The 18837-nt window shown below is 69.3% G+C and carries 16 protein-coding genes; 8 read left to right on the top strand and 8 right to left on the bottom strand.

Annotation, left to right across the window (positions count from 1 at the left end; translation table 11 throughout):
- Positions 1–8: 8 nt before the first annotated feature.
- Positions 9–851 (bottom strand): AAA family ATPase, encoded by an 843-nt coding sequence (locus tag WJ12_RS11820; RefSeq protein WP_021158556.1) that lies wholly within the window; start codon positions 849–851, stop codon positions 9–11.
- 244 nt (positions 852–1095) lie between these two features.
- Between WJ12_RS11820 and WJ12_RS11815 the strand changes: the two genes are divergently transcribed.
- Positions 1096–1455 (top strand): c-type cytochrome, encoded by a 360-nt coding sequence (locus WJ12_RS11815; RefSeq protein ID WP_011885616.1) that lies wholly within the window; start codon positions 1096–1098, stop codon positions 1453–1455.
- 40 nt (positions 1456–1495) lie between these two features.
- On the top strand, positions 1496–1855 hold the full coding sequence (locus WJ12_RS11810) for a c-type cytochrome (RefSeq protein WP_034190735.1): 360 nt from the start codon (positions 1496–1498) through the stop codon (positions 1853–1855).
- A gap of 87 nt (positions 1856–1942) precedes the next feature.
- On the opposite strand, the gene WJ12_RS11805 is transcribed toward WJ12_RS11810, so the two are convergent.
- Positions 1943–2410, bottom strand: a complete 468-nt coding sequence (locus tag WJ12_RS11805; protein ID WP_376698792.1) for a DUF1841 family protein — start codon at positions 2408–2410, stop codon at positions 1943–1945.
- Positions 2411–2587: 177 nt separating this feature from the next.
- On the opposite strand from WJ12_RS11805, the gene WJ12_RS11800 reads away from it, so the two are divergent.
- Positions 2588–3517: a DMT family transporter gene (locus WJ12_RS11800; protein WP_069245680.1), complete on the top strand. Its 930-nt coding sequence runs from the start codon at positions 2588–2590 to the stop codon at positions 3515–3517.
- A gap of 80 nt (positions 3518–3597) precedes the next feature.
- Here the strand turns inward: WJ12_RS11800 and nth are convergent, their stop codons facing one another.
- Positions 3598–4242 carry an endonuclease III gene (gene nth / locus WJ12_RS11795; protein WP_034190738.1) on the bottom strand — a complete coding sequence of 215 codons (645 nt, stop codon included), beginning with the start codon at positions 4240–4242 and terminating at the stop codon, positions 3598–3600.
- Entirely contained in the window at positions 4239–5234 is a 996-nt protein-coding gene (rsxB, locus tag WJ12_RS11790; RefSeq protein WP_059558149.1) for an electron transport complex subunit RsxB, read from the bottom strand. The genes nth and rsxB overlap by 4 nt, the downstream gene beginning before the upstream one ends.
- Positions 5235–5390: 156 nt before the next feature.
- On the opposite strand from rsxB, the gene WJ12_RS11785 reads away from it, so the two are divergent.
- Positions 5391–6023, top strand: a complete 633-nt coding sequence (locus WJ12_RS11785; RefSeq protein WP_049031880.1) for a TetR/AcrR family transcriptional regulator — start codon at positions 5391–5393, stop codon at positions 6021–6023.
- An 81-nt stretch (positions 6024–6104) separates the two neighbouring features.
- Here WJ12_RS11785 and WJ12_RS11780 read toward each other — a convergent pair whose 3' ends face one another.
- Both WJ12_RS11780 and WJ12_RS11775 read right to left on the bottom strand, forming a co-directional pair.
- Entirely contained in the window at positions 6105–7577 is a 1473-nt protein-coding gene (locus tag WJ12_RS11780; RefSeq protein ID WP_034190741.1) for a polyhydroxyalkanoate depolymerase, read from the bottom strand.
- 233 nt (positions 7578–7810) lie between these two features.
- A complete protein-coding gene (locus tag WJ12_RS11775; RefSeq protein ID WP_034190742.1) occupies positions 7811–9640 on the bottom strand; it encodes a glycoside hydrolase family 15 protein in 1830 nt (609 codons plus the stop codon).
- A gap of 164 nt (positions 9641–9804) precedes the next feature.
- Between WJ12_RS11775 and WJ12_RS11770 the strand changes: the two genes are divergently transcribed.
- Entirely contained in the window at positions 9805–11055 is a 1251-nt protein-coding gene (locus WJ12_RS11770) for a lactonase family protein (protein WP_124609477.1), read from the top strand.
- Between the two features lie 107 nt (positions 11056–11162).
- Here WJ12_RS11770 and WJ12_RS36610 read toward each other — a convergent pair whose 3' ends face one another.
- Both WJ12_RS36610 and WJ12_RS11760 read right to left on the bottom strand, forming a co-directional pair.
- On the bottom strand, positions 11163–15581 hold the full coding sequence (locus tag WJ12_RS36610) for an FtsK/SpoIIIE family DNA translocase (protein WP_059558148.1): 4419 nt from the start codon (positions 15579–15581) through the stop codon (positions 11163–11165).
- 177 nt (positions 15582–15758) lie between these two features.
- Positions 15759–16304, bottom strand: coding sequence for an META domain-containing protein (locus tag WJ12_RS11760; protein ID WP_034190745.1), 546 nt, complete (start codon positions 16302–16304; stop codon positions 15759–15761).
- 213 nt (positions 16305–16517) lie between these two features.
- Between WJ12_RS11760 and purT the strand changes: the two genes are divergently transcribed.
- The 3 genes from purT to WJ12_RS11745 all read left to right on the top strand — a co-directional run bounded on the left by purT (position 16518) and on the right by WJ12_RS11745 (position 18403).
- Complete coding sequence (gene purT, locus WJ12_RS11755; RefSeq protein ID WP_059558146.1) at positions 16518–17732, top strand: formate-dependent phosphoribosylglycinamide formyltransferase; 1215 nt, start codon at positions 16518–16520, stop codon at positions 17730–17732.
- Between the two features lie 18 nt (positions 17733–17750).
- Entirely contained in the window at positions 17751–17936 is a 186-nt protein-coding gene (locus WJ12_RS11750; protein ID WP_006497052.1) for a DUF6726 family protein, read from the top strand.
- Between the two features lie 86 nt (positions 17937–18022).
- Complete coding sequence (locus WJ12_RS11745) at positions 18023–18403, top strand: MliC family protein (RefSeq protein ID WP_034190747.1); 381 nt, start codon at positions 18023–18025, stop codon at positions 18401–18403.
- Positions 18404–18837 lie beyond the last annotated feature (434 nt).

Raw genomic sequence — 18837 nt, 5'->3', positions numbered from 1 at the left:
TGAGTGGATTACCGGTTGTGCCGGTTCATGTAGACGAGCCGTTCGAGCAGGCTCAGATCCTGCTCGTTCTTCAGCAGCGCGCCCGCGAGCGGCGGCACGATCTGCTTCGCGTCCGCGCCGCGCAGCGCGTCGGCCGGGATGTTCTCGGCGAGCAGCAGCTTGAGCCAGTCGAGCAGCTCGGACGTCGACGGCTTCTTCTTCAGGCCCGACACGCCGCGCAATTCGAAGAAACTCTCGAGCGCCGCGCGCAGCAGCTCCTCGCGGATGTCGGGAAAGTGCACCGCGACGATCTTCTGCATCGTCGACGGGTCGGGAAACTGGATGTAGTGGAAGAAGCAGCGGCGCAGGAACGCGTCGGGCAGCTCCTTTTCGTTGTTCGACGTGATGATCACGAGCGGGCGGTGCTTCGCGCGCACCGTCTCGCGCGTCTCGTACACGTGGAATTCCATCCGGTCGAGCTCGCGCAGCAGGTCGTTCGGGAATTCGATGTCGGCCTTGTCGATCTCGTCGATCAGCAGCACGCTCGGATGCTCGGCGTCGAACGCCTGCCACAGCACGCCCTTCACGATGTAGTTCGAGATGTCCTTCACGCGCTCGTCGCCGAGCTGCGAATCGCGCAGCCGCGACACCGCGTCGTATTCGTACAGGCCCTGCTGCGCCTTGGTGGTCGACTTGATGTGCCACTGCAGCAGCGGCATGTCGAGCGCGGCGGCCACTTCCTCTGCGAGCATGGTCTTGCCGGTGCCGGGCTCGCCCTTGATCAGCAGCGGGCGTTGCAGCGTCAGCGCGGCATTGACCGCGAGCTTCAGATCGTCGGTGGCGACGTAGTGCGAGGACCCTTCGAAACGCATGGCGGCGCTCTTCTTCATCGGGAAAAAAACCCAGTATAAGTCAGAAGGGCTGTCCGGTTGGGCCGCGCCCGCGTATCGTTGCGGGGCTGTGGCGGGGCGAACGGGGGCGCCGTATGGACGCGTTCCCTGCCGACGCGGTACAATCTGGCCGTTTTTTTTGGCCTGCGTGGCGACCGACAAGCAAAACGGCGCGGGCCGTTGCCGCTTCGGCGCCAGTTTCCCCTCAAGCTAGGTTACAAGAGCTATGAACAAATTCGTCGGCAAACACGTCGTTGTCGCAGCGCTCGTGGCGCTCGCGGGCAGCGCGCAGGCGGCCGGTGTGGTCGGCAACCCGAAGGACGGGGCGAGCAAGGCCGCCATGTGTATCGGTTGCCACGGCATCCAGGACTACCGCGCGGCGTATCCGGAGGTCTACCGGGTGCCTGTCCTGGGCGGCCAGAACCAGCAATACCTCGAGAACGCGCTGAAGGCCTACCGCAAGAAGGATCGTCACTTCCCGTCGATGAATGCGATCGCCGGTTCGCTGACGGACCAGGACATCGCGGATCTGGCGGCCTACTACGCCGCCCAGAAGGCCGACACGAAGGACAATCCCTACAAGTAAAGCGCGCGCCGCCGATCTTCCCGGCGGGACAGGAGCATTCATGAACAACGCATTCAAGACGGCGGCGGTTGCACTGGCGGCCGGCCTCGCGATCGGTACCGCGCACGCAGCGGACATCTCGAAGGGCAAGGAACTGGTCGAGTCGCACAACTGCGCGGCCTGCCACGGCGCGCAGCTGAACAAGCCGATCAACGCCGAATATCCGCGCCTGGCCGGCCAGCACGCCGACTACCTCGTGTGGTCGATGCGCCAGTACCAGATGGGGCTGACGAACCCGCTGCTCGGCCGCAACAACGCGATCATGCAGGCCCAGGTGCAGAACCTGTCGGTCAGCGACATGAAGGACATCGCGGCCTACATCGAGTCGCTGAAGGAAACCGACCTCGTGTTCAAGAAGTAAGCGTGCCGGGCCTCCGCGGCCCGCGCAGCAAGCATGCCCCGCTTCGGCGGGGTATTTTTTTGTCCGCGATCGGGCCGGTCCCGGCGCTCAGTCGCGGGACGCGCGGCGCAGGATGCGCTGCAGGTACGCGTCGGTATCGGGCGGCGTGTTCGTGCGCTGCGCTTCCCAGATCGTTTCGCCGAGGCATTCCATGATCGCGTGTTGCGCGTCGTGGGTCGAGTCGAGCTTCGCGGCCAGCTTGTCGTGCGCGGCGCGGATGCCGGGCGGCTGGTCGATCGACAACTGCTCGCTGATCGCGAGGTGCATCGACAGGTGCAGGAACGGGTTCGTCCGGCCTTCCTCGGGCGTGTAGTTGCGCGCGGCCGCGCCGTCGGCGTCGGCGAGTTCGTCGTGGTATTCGGGATGCTCGACGATCCAGTCGGCGGCCATCGCTTCCAGCGGCGTCAGGATCTCGCCCGCGCGCTGCTTGCGCCAGGTCTCGGTGAAAAAGCGACGCACGTCGTCGCGACTTGGATTGAACATGGTGGGGAAACGTCGTGATTCGGGCGGCCTCATGCCGCGTCGGGCATTGTACGCCGGGTCGGCGGACGGCGCTGGCGGCGCGGCGGTACCGCCAGCACCGGTCGCGGCTGCCCCGCGCGGCGCGGCGGGCAAGCGCGGGCTAGGCGGGCGGCCGCCGCGCCGCTACACTCCGACGGTTCCCGCCCCGGCGCCTCGCTCGCCCGTTTCATCATGACCGCCACCGCCCGCCCGTCGTCCGCCGCCCTGCAGGGCGCGCTTTATGTCGCGCTGTCCGCGGCCGCGTTCGGCGCGATGGCGATTTTCGGCCGCTACGCGTATGCGGCCGGTGTCGACGTGCTCGGGCTGCTGATCGTGCGCTTCGCGATCGGCGGCGCGGTGCTGGCCGCGATCGCGCGACATCGTCGCGTCGCCTGGCCGCGCGGACGCGCGCTCGTGCCGCTCGTCGCGATGGGCGCGCTCGGCTACGTCGGGCAGTCGTTCTGCTATTTCAGCGCGCTGCAGCACGCGCAGGCGAGCCTCGTCGCGCTTCTGCTGTACCTGTATCCGGCGTTCGTCACGCTGCTGGCCGCGTGGTGGCTGGGCGAGCGCCTGACGCGCGCGAAGGCCGTCGCGCTCGTGCTGTGCGTCCCGGGTTCCGCGCTGATGGTCGGCGGCGGGCATGGCGAGCCGCTCGGGATCGCGCTCGCGCTGGCGGCCGCGGTGATCTATTCGCTGTACATCGTCGGCGGCACGAAGGCGACGCGCGGCGTCGATCCGCTCGCGACGACGGCGATCATCTGCCTGTCGGCGACCGCCACGCTCGTGGTGATCGCCGTCGTGCGGACCGCCGCGTTCGGCGCGCCACCGCGCTGGCCCGCGACGAGCGGCGGCTGGGCGGCGATGCTCGCGATCGCGCTGGTGTCGACGGTCGCGGCCATGCTCGCGTTCTTCTCCGGGCTCGAACGGCTCGGGGCCGCGCGGACGTCGATGCTGTCGACGCTCGAGCCGGTCGTGACGGTCGCGCTCGCGGCGCTGCTGTTCGGGGAAGCGTTGTCGCCGCTGCAGTGGGCGGGCGGCGTCGCGATTCTGGCGGCGGTGCTGGCGCTCGTGCGCGCAGGCGGCGCGGCCGCCGACGATGCGACCGCGACGTCGAACGCGTAGTCGGGGAGGGGCGCGACGCGGGCGCCGCGTCGGCGCCTGCGGTGCCGGCCCGCATCGCGTGTCGCCGGCGGGCCTGACGCTTACTCGTTGGGCGGCGGCGTCTTCGGCCGGAATTCGCACAACGGCTCGATCGCGCAGTGCCAGCATTCGGGCTTGCGGGCCTTGCATACATAGCGCCCGTGCAGGATCAGCCAGTGATGCGCGTCCTGCAGGAATTCCTTCGGCGTGAACTTCTCGAGTGCGGTCTCGACGGCCCGCACGTCCTTACCCGGCGCGAGCCCCGTGCGGTTCGCGACGCGGAAGATGTGCGTGTCGACCGCGATCGTCGGCTGGCCGAACGCGGTGTTCAGCACGACGTTCGCGGTCTTGCGGCCGACGCCCGGCAAGCCTTCGAGCGCTTCGCGATCGGCCGGCACCTCGCCGTCGTAGCGCTCGAGCAGGATCCGGCTCGTCGCGACCACGTTCTTCGCCTTGGTCCGGTACAGGCCGATCGTCTTGATGTACTCGGTGACGCCTTCCTCGCCAAGCGCGACGATTTGTCGCGGGGTGTTCGCGACCGGGAACATCTTCCGCATCGCCTTGTTGACCGATACGTCGGTCGCCTGCGCGGACAGCATCACGGCGATCAGCAACTCGAACGGCGTCGAGTATTCGAGTTCGGTGGTGGGATGCGGATTGAGGCTCTGCAGCGTTTCGTAGATCGCGCGTCGTTTGCTGGCGTTCATGGGGCGTTCTGGTCGGGCGGCGCGGATGGGCTGCCTGGGTCGTCGTTGCCTGCGTCGTTCGGTTGATCGTTGCCGCTTGCCGCCGCGGCGTCGGCGTCGCGCCGCGCCTGCTGTTCGGCGAGCCGTTTGCGGCGCGCCTCGGCCGCGTCGATCTGGGCCTGGACGGCTGCGCTCACGCCTTCGGTGTTCTTCGGCCCGGCGCCTTGCCCGGACAGTTCTTCCTTCTTCTTGCGCGCGCGTTCGAGCGCGGCGGCGATGATCGCGCGTTTCTTCGCTTCGGCGTCGTCGGCGGCCGGGGCGTCCGGCGGGGCCGCCGGGTGAGGGCCCGCGGCCGGCTTCGCGGCACTGGCCGCGCGGCGGGCGGCGGCGCGGGCCTCGGCGGCTTCGCGTTCGCGGCGCTGGCGTGCGAGCCGCAGGTCGTGGCGTTCGCGCGCGGCGTCGGCCTGCTCCTGCGACCACGCATCCCAGCCGGTGCGCTCGCCCGTCACGGGCAGCATCGCGATGCAGTCGACCGGGCACGGCGGCACGCACAGATCGCAACCGGTGCACTGCGCTTCGATGATCGTGTGCATCTGCTTCGGCGCGCCGACGATCGCGTCGACCGGGCACGCCTGCATGCACAGCGTGCAACCGATGCACAGGCTTTCGTCGATGAAGGCGACCGCGCGCGGATGTTCGCTGCCATTGACGGGATTCAGCGGGATCACCGGCTTGCCGAGCAGGCCCGCGAGGCGCGCGATGCCTTCGGCGCCGCCGGGCGGGCACTGGTTGTAGTTCGCGTCGCCGGCGGCGATCGCCTCGGCGTACGGACGGCAGCCGTTATAGCCGCACTTCGTGCATTGTGTCTGGGGCAGCAGATCTTCGATGCGATCCGCGAGGGTTTTGGAATCGGTCACGGTGACAACGGGCGCAGCAGCGCCGAATGGCTCTCGGCCGTGCGGGGCGCGGCCGGAAAGGTTTGCCAAAGCTCGATTATCGCCGATTTCCCGCATTGCGCTGGACGCCGTCTGTGCGCATAATCGAACCGCTTTTTTGCAGGGGCTCAGCAGGAGGGCGGCCGCACGCGGCGCGCCCGTTCCAGGGCGGCCGGCGCCGAGGCGGTGGGGGTGCCGGTCCGGATCAAGCGGCTCACATAGCAAAACGCCACCATGAATCAGCCAAAAATCAAAAGAGATCCTGAAGGTACGCGCCGCCGCATCTTGATGGCGGCCGCCGAAGAGTTCGCGAGTGGAGGGCTGTTCGGCGCACGCGTCGACCAGATTGCGCGCCGGGCCGAAACCAACGAGCGCATGCTCTATTACTACTTCGGCAGCAAGGAACAGCTGTTCACGGCCGTGCTCGAACACGCGTTCTCCGCGCTGACCGAGGCCGAGCGCGTGCTCGATCTCGACGGCGTCGCGCCGGTCGAAGCCGTCACGCGGCTCGCGCATTTCGTTTGGGACTACTACCGCGACCATCCGGAGCTGCTCAGGCTCATCAACAACGAGAACCTGCACGAAGCGCGCTACCTGCACAAGTCGACGCGGATCCGCGAGATGATGTCGCCGATCGTCGCGAAGCTCGGCAACGTGCTGATGCGCGGCCAGAAGGCCGGGCTGTTCCGCGGCGACGTCGATCCGCTGCGCTTCTACGTGACGCTGTCGGGGCTCGGCTACTACATCGTGTCGAACCGCTTCACGCTCGCCGCGACGCTCGGTCGCGACTTCACCGATACCGACGAGCGCGCGGAGATGGTCCGGATGAACACCGAGGTGCTGCTCGCGTACCTGCTGCGGCGCTGACGCGCCGGCGAGCGGGCGCCGCATGTAAAAACGCCGCCGTGCGCAGGCAACGGCGGCGTTTTTGCGTCGGAACGCAGCGCGTCAGGCTGCCTTGCGCGTGCGGACGGTTTTTGCGCGCGGGGTTTCGGCGGCCCGCTTCGCGGCCGGTGCGGCCTTGGCGGGGGCGGCGGCCTTGGCCGGCGCCTTGGCGCGCGTGCGCTTCGCGACCGTGGCGCGTGTCGCCTCGGTCGGTGCGTTGGCGGCCGGCACGGCCGCGAGCGTCGTGGCCGCCGGCGCGTCCGGATGATCCTTCGTCGTGCCGTGTTTCGGCTCCGGCGCATGCTCGCGGATGAAGTCGCGCAGTTGCGGGTAGATGATCGTGCGCCAGCGGCGGCCGGAGAAGATCCCGTAGTGGCCGCATTTCTCGGCGGTCAGGGTGCGGCGATCGTCTTGCGGGATGCCCGTGCACAGCTCGTGCGCGACGTGCGTCTGGCCGCTGCCCGAGATGTCGTCGAGTTCGCCCTCGATCGTCATCAGCGCGGTGTGCTTGATATCCTGCGGCCGCACGCGTTCGCCTTCGACGTCCCACGTGCCTTCCGCGAGCCGGAATTCCTGGAACACGACGCGGATCGTCTCGAGGTAATACTCGGCGGCCATGTCGAGCACCGCGTTGTACTCGTCGTAGAAGCGGCGGTGCGCCTCGGCGTCGTCCTCGTCACCGCGCAGCAGGCTCTGGTAGAAATCCCAATGCGATTGCGCGTGCCGTTCCGGGTTCATCGCGACGAAGCCCGTATGCTGCAGGAAGCCCGGATACACCTGGCGGCCTTCGCCCGGATAGTTCGCGGGCACCGTGTGGATCACGTTGTTCTCGAACCACGCGGTCGAGTGCTGCGTGGCGAGCGAGTTCACCGACGTCGGGCTGCGGCGCGCGTCGATCGGGCCGCCCATCATCGTCATCGTGAGCGGCGTATCCTCGCCGCGGCTCGCCATCAGCGAGATCGCCGCGAGCACCGGCACCGTCGGCTGGCACACCGAGATCACGTGCAGGTTGCGCGCGCCGATGTGACGGATGAAATCCTGGATGTACGCGATGTAGTCGTGCAGGTGGAACGGACCCGTCTCGACCGGCACCATCCGCGCGTCGATCCAGTCGGTGATGTAGACCTTGTGGTCCTGCAGCAGCGTGCGCACCGTGTCGCGCAGCAGCGTCGAGTGGTGGCCCGACAGCGGCGCGCAGACCAGCACGACCGGCTCGTCCTTCAGTTGCGTGACGGCGTCGGCGTCGTCCGAATAGCGCTTGAAGCGCAGCAGCCGGCAGAACGGCTTCTCGACGATCGTCTGCTCGACGATCGGGATGTTGTGGCCGTCCTTGACGATCTGATGAATGTTGAATTCGGGCTTCTCGTAATCCTTGCCGAGCCGGTACATCAGTTCGTACGCGGCGGCCATGCGCGGCGCGCCGGGCATCAGCGAGAACGGGCTGGACGGGTTGGCGAACGATTTGGACGCGGCCTGGGCCCAGGCCGTCAGCGGGCTCAGCATGGCGCGCTGGAATTCGTGCAATTGGTAAAGCATGCAGACTACTCCCGCGTGGGGGACGGAGCGCAAGGGCGGCGTGGGGCGTCGCGGCGTGCCGTGTGGGTCAGCGGCCGGCCATATTGCAGTGCGGCCGGACAATCGCGTCGATCATATCGGACAACGATGGGTGGTGCAATGCAACATTTCCCCGATTTTTCATCAAAATTTTGCGATTTGACGATCTCTGACCAAGCCGCCCGCGCCGCCGCCCGACACCCCGCCAACGTCCGTCAACGCCCGGTCGCCACGGCCGGCGCGGGCTGGCCGGCGGCCCGCGCCATCGCGTCCTCGTGGTGCATCAGGTTCATCGCGGTATGCACGAGCGCCACGTGCGAGAACGCCTGCGGGAAGTTGCCGACGAGCCGCCCGGCGACCGGGTCGTACTCCTCCGCGAGCAGCCCGAGGTCGTTCGACAGCGCGAGCAGCCGGCTGAACAGCCGGTGCGCGTCGTCGATCCGGCCGAGCAGCGCGTAGTTGTCGACCAGCCAGAAGCTGCACGCGAGAAACGTGCCTTCGCCGGGCGGCAGGCCGTCGTCGTACTCGGTCGTCCGGTAGCGCATCACGAGCCCGTCGTGCAGCAGTTCGCGCTCGATCGCCTCGACCGTGCCGACGATGCGCGGGTCTTCCGGCGGCAGGAAGCCGAGCAGCGGCATCAGCAGCACGCTCGCGTCGAGCTCGTCGCTGCCGTAGCTCTGCGCGAACGCCTGTTTGCCCGCGTGCCATGCGTTGGCGCAGACGTCGGCATGGATTCGCTCGCGCAGCGCGCGCCAGCGGTCGAGCGAGCCGGGCAGCCGGAACATTTCCGCAGACTTGATCGCGCGGTCGAACGCGACCCATGCCATCACCTTCGAGAACGTGAAATGCAGGCGGCCGCCGCGCGTTTCCCAGATCCCTTCGTCGGGTTCCTGCCAGATCTTCTCGAGATGGTCGAGCAGCGCGCACTGCACGGACCAGACCGTGTCGTCGGCCTGCAGGCCGCCCACGCGCGCGAGGTGCAGCGCGGCCATCACCTCGCCGAACACGTCGAGCTGAAGCTGGTTCGCGGCGCCGTTGCCGACGCGGACCGGCTTCGAATCCTGGTAGCCGGGCAGCCAGTCGAGCTCCATTTCCGGCAGCCGGCGCTCGCCGGCGATCCCGTACATGATCTGGATCTGCTCGGGCGAGCCGGCCATCACGCGGCCGAGCCACGTGCGCCACGCGCGCGCCTCGTCGTAGTAGCCGCCGCGCATCAGCGCGAGCAGCGTGATCGTCGCGTCGCGCAGCCAGCAGTAGCGGTAGTCCCAGTTGCGGTTGCCGCCGATCTTTTCGGGCAGCGACGTGGTCGGCGCCGCGACGATGCCGCCGGTCGGCTCGTACGCGAGCGCCTTCAGCGTGATCAGCGAGCGGCGCACGGCCGCCGCGTAGCGGCCCTGCACCTGGCAGCGGCCCGACCACTCGAGCCAGTAGTTCTCGGTCCTTGCGAGCATCGACAGCGGATCGCGCGCGGGCGGCAGCCGCATGTGCGAGGCCGCGTAGCTGAGCGAGAACGGCACGCGCTGGTCGGCGCCGACCGTGAATTCCGCGAGCGTATGGAGATTCTTGCCGGTGAGCGGCACCGGCGTGCGCAGCACGACGGTGTCGGGGCCCGCGATCGCCTTCATGCCGTCCTCGCGAGTCAGTTGCGTGACCCACGGGATCGAGAAACCGTAGTCGAAGCGCAACACGAGCTCCATGCGCATCTTCATCGTGCCGTGACGGCCGACGACGATCCGCACGAGTTCGGACCAGCCGTTGCCGGGCGGCATGAAGTCGATCACGGTGACGGCGCCGTCGGCGCTTTCGTAATCCGTTTCGAGAATCAGCGTGTCGCCGCGATAGCGGCGCGTGGTGTGCGTGACTGCGGCGTCGGCGGCAGGCGCAAGCAGCCAGCGGCCGTGCTCGGGGGTGCCGAGAAGTGCCGCGAAGCAGGCGCCCGAATCGAAGCGGGGCCAGCACAGCCAGTCGACGGAGCCGTCTTTCGAGATCAGCGCGGCCGTGTGGCCGTCGCCGACGAGGGCGTAGTCTTCGATCAGGGCAGGCATGGGCAGGCGGTCCTTGGGTATCGAGTTCACAATGCGGACGGCGGCGGCCGGGCTTCACGCCCGGGCGTCGCGCCCCGTATACTCGGCCGGGCGGCGGAGCGCATGAACGGCCGGCGTTTCGTCCTATCTCAACACTTGAAGCGACTCGATGCAAGGAGGATTCAATGCCCAACCGTTTACGCGAGCGTGACGCACACGCTTCGACACGAGGGTTCCCGCTTAGGCTCGCTCACTGGATGAAAGGTTTCGCGATCGTGCTTTCCCTGTCCGCGACCCATGCATTTGCGCAGCAATCGCCCGCACCGGCCGACGGCGTCTACAACCTGCTGGTCGGCACCTACACGGGCGGCGGCAGCGACGGGATCTATGTTTACCGCTTCGATACTAAAAATGGCAGCGTCGCGCCCGTATCGTCGGCGAAGACCGTGAATCCGTCGTATCTGTTGCCGAGCCGCGACGGTCGCACCGTCTACGCGGTCAACGAACTACCCGGCGACGACGGGCCGGCGTCGCAGCGCGGCGGCGTCAGCGCGTTCCGCTTCGACGCGAAGACGGGCGCGCTGAGCTTCATCGACCGCGTGTCGTCGGAAGGGAACGATCCTTGCTATCTCGCGCTGTCGCCGGACGGCAAGTATCTCGTGACGGCCAACTACTCGGTCGCGAAGGATCCGGGCGGCAGCTTCGCGGTGTTTCCGCTGCGCGACGACGGTGCGCTCGGCGAGGCCGTGCTGGCCGTGCACCACGAAGGCACCGGGCCCGTGAAGGGCCGTCAGGACGGCGCGCACGTGCATTCGACGGTGTTTTCGCCGGACGGCCGCTACCTGTTCGTGCAGGATCTGGGCGCGGACAAGATCTACGGCTACCGCTACACGGTGGACGGCAGCCGCGGGCTGATCAGCCCGACCGACACGCGCTACACGCCGGTGAAGGCCGGCTCGGGCCCGCGTCACATGGTGTTCGGCGCCGACGGCCGGTTCGCGTACGTGACGAGCGAGCTCAACGCGTCGGTCGAGGTGCTCGGTTATCACGACGGCAAGCTGACGCCGGTCCAGACGGTGTCGATGACGGCGCCGGGCTTCAAGGGCAAGGTCGGCGGCGGCGCGATCCACCTGTCGCCGGACGGCCGCTTCCTGTACGCGAGCAACCGCGGCGACGCGAACGACCTCGTGATCTACGCGGTGAACCAGGCCGACGGCCGGCTCAAGCAGGTCGGCCGCCAGTCGAGCCTCGGCAAGACGCCGCGCGAGTTCCTGATCGATCCGACCGGCAAGTGGCTGATCGTCGGCAACCAGGACAGCGACACGTTCTACGTGTTCAGCCGCGATGTCGAAACGGGGCAGCTCGGCGCGAATCCGCAGAAGGTCGCGGTCGGCAAGCCGGTCGATTTCAAACTGGTGCCGGTGCAGTCGATGTAAACGCGGTAAATGAAACGGGCGCTGCGGACGCAGCGCCCGTTTTTTTCGGTGCGCCCGGTTTCCCGGTGCGCCCGTATCGGTCGACGGCGGCCGTTCGGCCGCCGCGCTTAGTCGGCCGCGGCCGGCACCAGCACCTCGCGGCTACCGTTGATGCCCATCGCCGACACGAGCCCGGCCGCTTCCATCTGCTCGACGAGGCGTGCCGCGCGGTTGTAGCCGATGCGCAGCTGCCGCTGCACCGACGAGATCGACGCGCGCCGCGTGCGCACGACGAACGCGACGGCTTCGTCGTACAGCGGATCGGCTTCCGCGTCCGGCGCTTCGCCGAACAGGTCCTGCGTCGCGCCGTCGGCGGCCGGGCCGTCGAGGATGCCTTCCTCGTACTGCGGCTCGCCGAACTGCTTCAGATACTCGACGATCCGGTGCACTTCCTCGTCGGCGACGAACGCGCCGTGCACGCGCTGCGGATAACCGGTGCCCGGCGGCAGGAACAGCATGTCGCCCATCCCGAGCAGCGACTCCGCGCCCATCTGGTCGAGGATCGTGCGCGAGTCGATCTTCGACGACACCTGGAACGCGACGCGCGTCGGGATGTTCGCCTTGATCAGGCCGGTGATCACGTCGACGGACGGGCGCTGCGTCGCGAGGATCAGGTGGATGCCGGCCGCGCGCGCCTTCTGCGCGAGGCGCGCGATCAGCTCCTCGATCTTCTTGCCGGCGACCATCATCAGGTCGGCCAGCTCGTCGATGACGACGACGATCAGCGGCAGCTTCGACAGCGGCTCGGGATCCTCGGGCGTCAGCGAGAACGGGTTGCCGATCTTCTTTTCCTTCGCTTCCGCATCGCGGATCTTCTGGTTGAAACCCGCGAGGTTGCGCACGCCGACAGCCGACATCAGCCGGTAACGCTTCTCCATTTCGCCGACGCACCAGTTCAGCGCGTTCGCCGCGAGCTTCATGTCGGTGACGACCGGCGCGAGCAGGTGCGGGATGCCTTCGTAGACGGACAGCTCCAGCATCTTCGGGTCGATCATGATGAGCCGTACGTCTTCCGGCGTCGCCTTGTACAGCAGCGACAGGATCATCGCGTTGATCGCGACCGACTTGCCCGAACCCGTCGTGCCGGCGACGAGCATGTGCGGCGCCTTCGCGAGATCGGCGACGACCGGGCGGCCCGTGATGTCCTTGCCCATCGCGATCGTCAGTTGCGATTGCGAATGCTGATACTCGCGCGACGCGAGGATTTCCGACAGGCGGATCATCTGGCGCTTCGCGTTCGGCAGCTCGAGGCCCATGCAGGTCTTGCCGGGAATCGTCTCGACGACGCGGATCGACGTGAGGCCGAGGCCGCGCGACAGATCCTTCATCAGCCCGACGATCTGGCTGCCGCGCACGCCGAGCGCCGGCTCGATCTCGAAGCGCGTGATCACGGGGCCGGCCGAGGCGCCGACCACCGTCACCGGCACCTTGAATTCCTGCAGCCGCTGTTCGATCACCTGGGCCGTTTGCGCGAGGTGTTCCTCGGTGATCGTTTCGACGTCGTCGGATGCGGGCTCGAGCAGGTCGAGCGTCGGCAGTTCGACGCTGAACGACGCGGGTGCGTGGAATTCGAACGCGTTCGGGCGCGGCTGGCGCACGGGGGCGTCGGGGGCCGCGGTGTCGGTTGCGGCCGGCTCGGCCGTCACGGCGGCGGTTGCGCCGGTCGGCGCAGCAACGATCGCTGCCGGCACTGACAGGATCGCGCCCGGGAGCGGGGCGGCCGGTTGCGGCGCCGCGGACACGTCGTTCGACACGGACCAGCTTGCCGGCGACGCGGCGGGGACGGGCGCCGTCGTGAACGTCGTGGCGGCGGCCGGCGTGGCAGCGACCGACGGAGTCGGCGACGCGGCCGCTGCACCGATGGAGGCGAGCGATCCGACCGCAGCGGAAGCGGCCGGCGGCACGGGAAGGCGGGTTGCCGGTTGCGCGGCGGTTGCGCCGAACGAGCCGGAGCCGTCGATTGCCGTGCCGCTCGACGAGGTTGCCGTGCCGGCCTGGTGCGCCGGTGTCGGCACGGACGGTTGTGCCGCAAGCGGGGCGGACGTGAAACTCACGGGCGCCGGTGCCGCGGGCGCTTGCGCGGCCGAACCCGGTGCGCCGGTCGTCGACGGTGCCGCGGCGGGCGTGGCGGTTGTCTCGGGCATCGATGCGCGGACGAACGCACCGTAGCTCATGTCCGGGACACCGATCGGCGCTGCCGGCGCAACGGAGGCGCCGGTCGATGCCGATACGGCCGGTTGCGACGGCGAAACCGATGCCGATGCCGTGCCGGTCATGCCGGCCGTCGATGGTGTCGCGGCGGGTATGGCGGTGACGGGCGCAACACCCGAAGCGGAGGCAGGTACCGGTGCGGTCGAACCGAGGGCCGTGCCGACGAACGGCGACGCAGCCGCGGCAAACGGTTGAATCGTCGGCGATTCAGGCAATTCCGCGGAAGCCGCCGCGGGTGTCGTTGCGGGTTGCACCGGCGGCGCCCAATGCGTGACGGGCGTGCCGCCTTCGGCGATGGCCGACAGCGATGCACTACGTTCCGCCCCTGCCGGTTGGGCGGCCTCCGGAACGAGGTTCGATGCAGGGCGTGCCGACGTTGCCGCAATCGGCGTCGTTCCGGTCATGGCGCGTGCCGATGTCGCAGCGATCGACGAAGAGGGGAGCGCTGCGAACGGCGCGATGCCACCGGCGGGCTTCAGGTCGTCATGTGCGTCATCGACACCCGGTGGCAGGTAAGCCGATGCAGGGCGTTCGATCGCCGGGGCGGCGGTATCGAAGAATGCTGCCGGATTGCGTGCGGGGGCTTCGTCGACCGCTGCTTCGTCAGCTTGTTGCGCGAAGGCGGCGTGGGCCGGCTCCGGTTGCGTTGCGTCTGCCGGTGATTCAGCGATCGGATGCGCGGGCGATGCTTCGAACGAGGAAACCGACGGGCGGCCGAGGTCCTCCCACGGCGCGAGATTGACCGGGGCGTCGAACGACGGCGCCGGCGGGATCCCATGTGCAGGTGCAGGTGCAGGTGCGTGTGCGGCGGGCGCAGCGTCGACGTGACGGATGTCATCGTCGGTTTGATGCGACGACGCGGCATCGTCGCTGCCGGCGCCCGTGTCAGCATTCGGCAGCGCGTGCGGTGCGGCGCCGTCGAGCGCCGGGGTGGCCCAATCGGCAATCGTCGCGGGGATGCCGGGCTCCGCCGGCATGAACGCATCCAGTACGATCGGCGCGCTGTCGTCGCGTGCGGGCGCGGCATCGTGCTGGACCGGAGCACCAGTGTCACGGGCCGCGATACCGTGCGTTGCCGAAACGAATGCGTTCGACACGGCCGCCGCTGCCGGCGCGGCGACGCTGCCTGCTGTCGCAGCCATTCCAGCCGTGGCTGCGGCGGCCGTCGCGGCGTGCGTCGCATCGGTCGACTGTGCGCCGCCGAGCGTGGCCCATTGCGCGGTGCTGGCTTCGATCGAACGCAGCGTGTCGTGAACGCTCGGCGCCGGCGTGATCGGCGTGGCGGGTTTTTCAGTCCAGGCATAGAGCGGCGCGCGCGCCGGCGTCGGCGGCACCGGACGGCGTCGCGTCGTGTCCGGCGACACGCCGGCTGCGGCCGTTCCCGCGACCGGGCGTGCCGGCGGACGCTGCGGTGGCGCGGCGGCCGGGCGCGGCGTGACCGTCGCACGCGGTGGCGTCTGTTTCAGCGCGGCGGTGGCCGGTCGCACGGCAGTCGGCCGCGGCCGGACGGGTTCGAATCCGACAGGAAGCGGGGCCGGATCGGGGCGCGGCACTTGCGAGTTGGCTGCCGCGCGCGCGAGGCTCGCGGTGCTGCCGGTCGTCGGCGGCGGCATCGCGCCGGCCGGAATCGGCGCGGCGGGCGCCACCGGCGTGCGCTGCGGCACGGTCGGCTTCAGCCAGCCCGACGGCGCGACGGGTTCCGTGTGCGGCCGCGGCGGCGTCTTGCCGCGCGGCTTCGGCCGCGCCTGCGGATCGGGTTTCCACAGCGTCGGGCGTGAATACCGGCCGTTCTGGCGCGGCGCCATCGAGTTGACGGTATGCGCGGTGGTCGGCTGCACGAGGTCGTCGTCGCGATGCAGCGCGCTGCGCGGCAGGTCGGCGATCCCGCGCGCGTCGTCGTCGCCGCCGTCGCGCGACAGCTTGACGCCGAACGACGTGTCGACCCACGCGGCGAACTGCCGCCAGCCGATGCCGGTCAGCCAGGGCAACCCGGCGAAGAACAGGACGACCATCGCGACCGGCGTGCCGATCGGACCGAGTACGTGTGCGAAGCCCGCCGAGAACGCATGGCCGAGCGCGTTCGTGTCGGGGCCCGACAGCGGGCTCGTCAGCGTGCAGCTCGCGACGAATACCGCGACGAAGCCGAGCCACAGGCGGATCGAGCCGCGGCCGGCGAGCCCGCCGCCGCCGGGCAGCATCGCCTGCACGAGACGCCAGAAGAGAAGGAGGAACCAGACGGCGGAGATGCCGAACCAGCCGAAGACTACCGTGTGCATGCTTTGAAACAGGAGTAGGGAGGGGCGCGCGAGGCGCGACCCGCCGAGTTTAACCGGCCGGCGAACAAGATTCCCGGGCGACGTGAATTCGGTTCACGCCGTGCGGCGCGTGCGGCCGGCACACGCGCGCGACACGCGACGCGAAGGCGGTCGGCCAGCCTTCGCGTGCGTGATGCATCAAGGGCTCCGGTGCGTGAAAACGAGCGTTGCGCCGGCGCTGGTCACGATCTGCAATTGCTGCGGCTCGCGCATCTGCACGCCGGTCTTGTCGACGTGCGCAAGCGCGTCGAGGTACGCGCGCTCGAGCTGGCCGCCGAGCGAATTCGGGCAGGCCATCCGCGTGCCGGCGAGCGGCCCGAAGCTCAGCAGGCCGTTCTTGATCGCGTAGGTGCCCGTGTAGCGGTTGCAGCCCGAGAACCCGCTGGCGCGCCGGATGCCCGACTCGGTCGACAGCGCGAGCTTGATCGGCTCGCCGTTGTCGCCGTGCGGGATCGCGCGCGGCGTGCCGTCGGCATTCGTCCAGCTGGTGAGTTCCCAGCTCGTGTCGTCGAGCAGCTGGACGGCGGCCGGGTTGTACGGGTCGGGCGCGGGGGCGGCGGAATCGGGATGGGTCGGCATCGCGCAGGCGGCGAGAAGCGTGGCAAGCGTCAACGCGCAGAGCGGCGCGCGCAACGGGCGAAGCAGGCCGGTGCGTGCGCGTGCGGCGGCGGACAGGTGGGACATGAGCCTCGTTCCTCATCGGATTCTGATCAAGGCGTAAGAGTAACGCACCCGCCCCGCGGCAGGCGAGCCGACACTTCATGCATGAAAACGTTCGCAGCGTGCCTGCGCGTCGTGCGCGGTCGGGCGCCGGCGCGTCGAAACGCCCCCAACCGGCGTCATCGCGCGTGTTAACATCGGAGCCGTTTTCGTCCTCCACCAGAAGCGGGAAATCACATGCAGATCGGTCAGCGGCTCGGTACGCCGCTTTCACCCTCGGCCACGCGCGTCATGCTGCTCGGCGCCGGCGAGCTCGGCAAGGAAGTCATCATCGCGTTGCAGCGTCTCGGTGTCGAAGTCATCGCGGTCGACCGCTATCCGGACGCGCCGGGCCATCAGGTCGCGCATCGCGCGCACGTGATCGACATGACGGACGCCGCCGCGCTGCGTGCGATCGTCGAGGCCGAGCGTCCGCACCTGATCGTGCCGGAGATCGAGGCGATCGCCACCGACGCGCTCGCGGCGATCGAGACGGCCGGTCTTGCCGAGGTGATCCCGACCGCGCGCGCGACACAGCTCACGATGAATCGCGAAGGGATCCGCCGGCTCGCGGCCGAGGAGCTCGGCCTGCCGACGTCGCCGTATGCGTTCGCGGATTCGTTCGAGGCCTTCAGCGCGGCGGTCGCGAAGATCGGCATGCCGTGCGTCGTGAAGCCCGTGATGTCGTCGTCGGGCAAGGGGCAGTCGGTCGTGAAGACCGACGCCGACGTGAAGGCCGCGTGGGACTACGCGATGGCGGGCGGGCGCGTGAACCACGGCCGCGTGATCGTCGAGGGCTTCATCGATTTCGACTACGAGATCACGCAGCTGACCGTGCGCGCGATCGACCCGGCGACGCTCGCCACGCGCACCTACTTCTGCGAGCCGGTCGGCCACGTGCAGGTCGCGGGCGACTACGTCGAATCGTGGCAGCCGCAGCCGATGAGCGCGGTGGCGCTCGAGAAGTCGCGCGAGATCGCGCACAAGGTCACCGAGGCGCTCGGCGGGCGCGGGCTGTTCGGCGTCGAGCTGTTCGTGCGCGGCGACGACGTGTGGTTCTCGGAAGTGAGCCCGCGGCCGCACGATACGGGCCTCGTCACGCTCGCGTCGCAGCGCCAGTCGGAATTCGAGCTGCATGCGCGCGCGATTCTCGGGCTGCCGGTCGATCCGGCGCTCGGGACCCCGGCCGCGTCGGCCGTGATCTACGGCGGGCTCGACGAGCGCGGGATCGCGTTCGAAGGCGTACGCGACGCGCTCGCGGTGCCGGGCGCGGACCTGCGCCTGTTCGGCAAGCCGGAAAGTTTTGCGAAGCGGCGCATGGGCGTCGCGCTGGCGACCGGCGCGACCGTCGACGAAGCCCGCGAACGCGCGAAGCGCGCCGCCGCGGCCGTCCGGCCCGTGTCGGTCCGCTGACGGGACGAGGAGAGGGCGATGGCGTCGAGGTGGTTGCGTATCGGAAAGCTGGGCGCCGCGCTGGCGCTCGTCGCGAGTCTCGCGGGTTGCGGCCTCGCGGCCGCGCCGTGCCGGGTGGCTTCGGCCGGGCTCAAGATCGTGCCGCTCGTCGGCCACGTCGCGGCGGCGCCGACCGACGCGTGCGCCGACGTCATCGATCCCTGATCCCCGCCAGCCGGGGCGCTCGCCCGTCAACAGTAATCGCGCGCCCCGGGAGGGCGCGCTTCCACCCGTCTCGTGAGAGGACCTGCATGATTCGCCACACCCTTGCCGCGCTCGCGCTTGCGGGCACTGCCGTTTCCGTCGCGCACGCCGCGCAGCTGACCGTCGAGGAAATCGATGCCGATGCGCGCCAGCAGGCCGTCTACCAGTGCGCGAACCAGAAGCAGCCCGTGCGCGTGTCGTACTGGCTCGCGGGCAACGGCCAGAGCTTCGCGCTCGTGCCGGTCAACGGGAAGCAGATGCTGTTCGTCGACACCGTGTCGGCGTCGGGCGCGCGCTACCAGGCCGGCCGCTATACGTGGTGGACGAAGGGCAAGGAAGCGACGCTGCGCGACGAGATCGCCGACCCGAATTCGCCGCCGCTGCTGGGCGATTGCGCGCAGGTCGAGAAGAAAAAGAAGAAGGGCTGAGCGCCGGGCGCGGTCGCGGACCGTACGCGCCGCTCGCATCGACCGGCTGCCGGGCCTGGCCGCCCGTTCACCCGTTCCGCGGGCAGGCGACGGGCCTCCGGACGCGACACTCCGCGATCAGTCCCCTGATATTGCCGCCGGCCGATCGGGATAGCCCGCGCGGGCCGTCCGTCGCCCCGCGCGGGCCTGTACCGGCCGGCCGCGCGAACCGCCGGTGCGGCCGTTCGCGGCGTTGTCACGGACAGACGGCCGCACAGTGCTACAATACGGCCCTTTCCGCCGGCATTCGCGCCGAACGGAGTCCGCACGGCCTGGCGTCCAGCGTTCGCATTGAACCGGTCCCAAGCGCCAGAGCGGCGCCGCGCGGCGCGCCGCGGCTCCGTCTATTTCCGAATTGTGATGAGCGCAGGCCCGGCCGGCCTGACGCACGATGT

This window comes from Burkholderia seminalis (assembly GCF_001718535.1).
In the GTDB taxonomy this organism is placed as follows: domain Bacteria; phylum Pseudomonadota; class Gammaproteobacteria; order Burkholderiales; family Burkholderiaceae; genus Burkholderia; species Burkholderia seminalis.
Note: the sequence above shows the minus strand (reverse complement) of the source record. Positions and strands in the feature narration are given on the sequence as shown.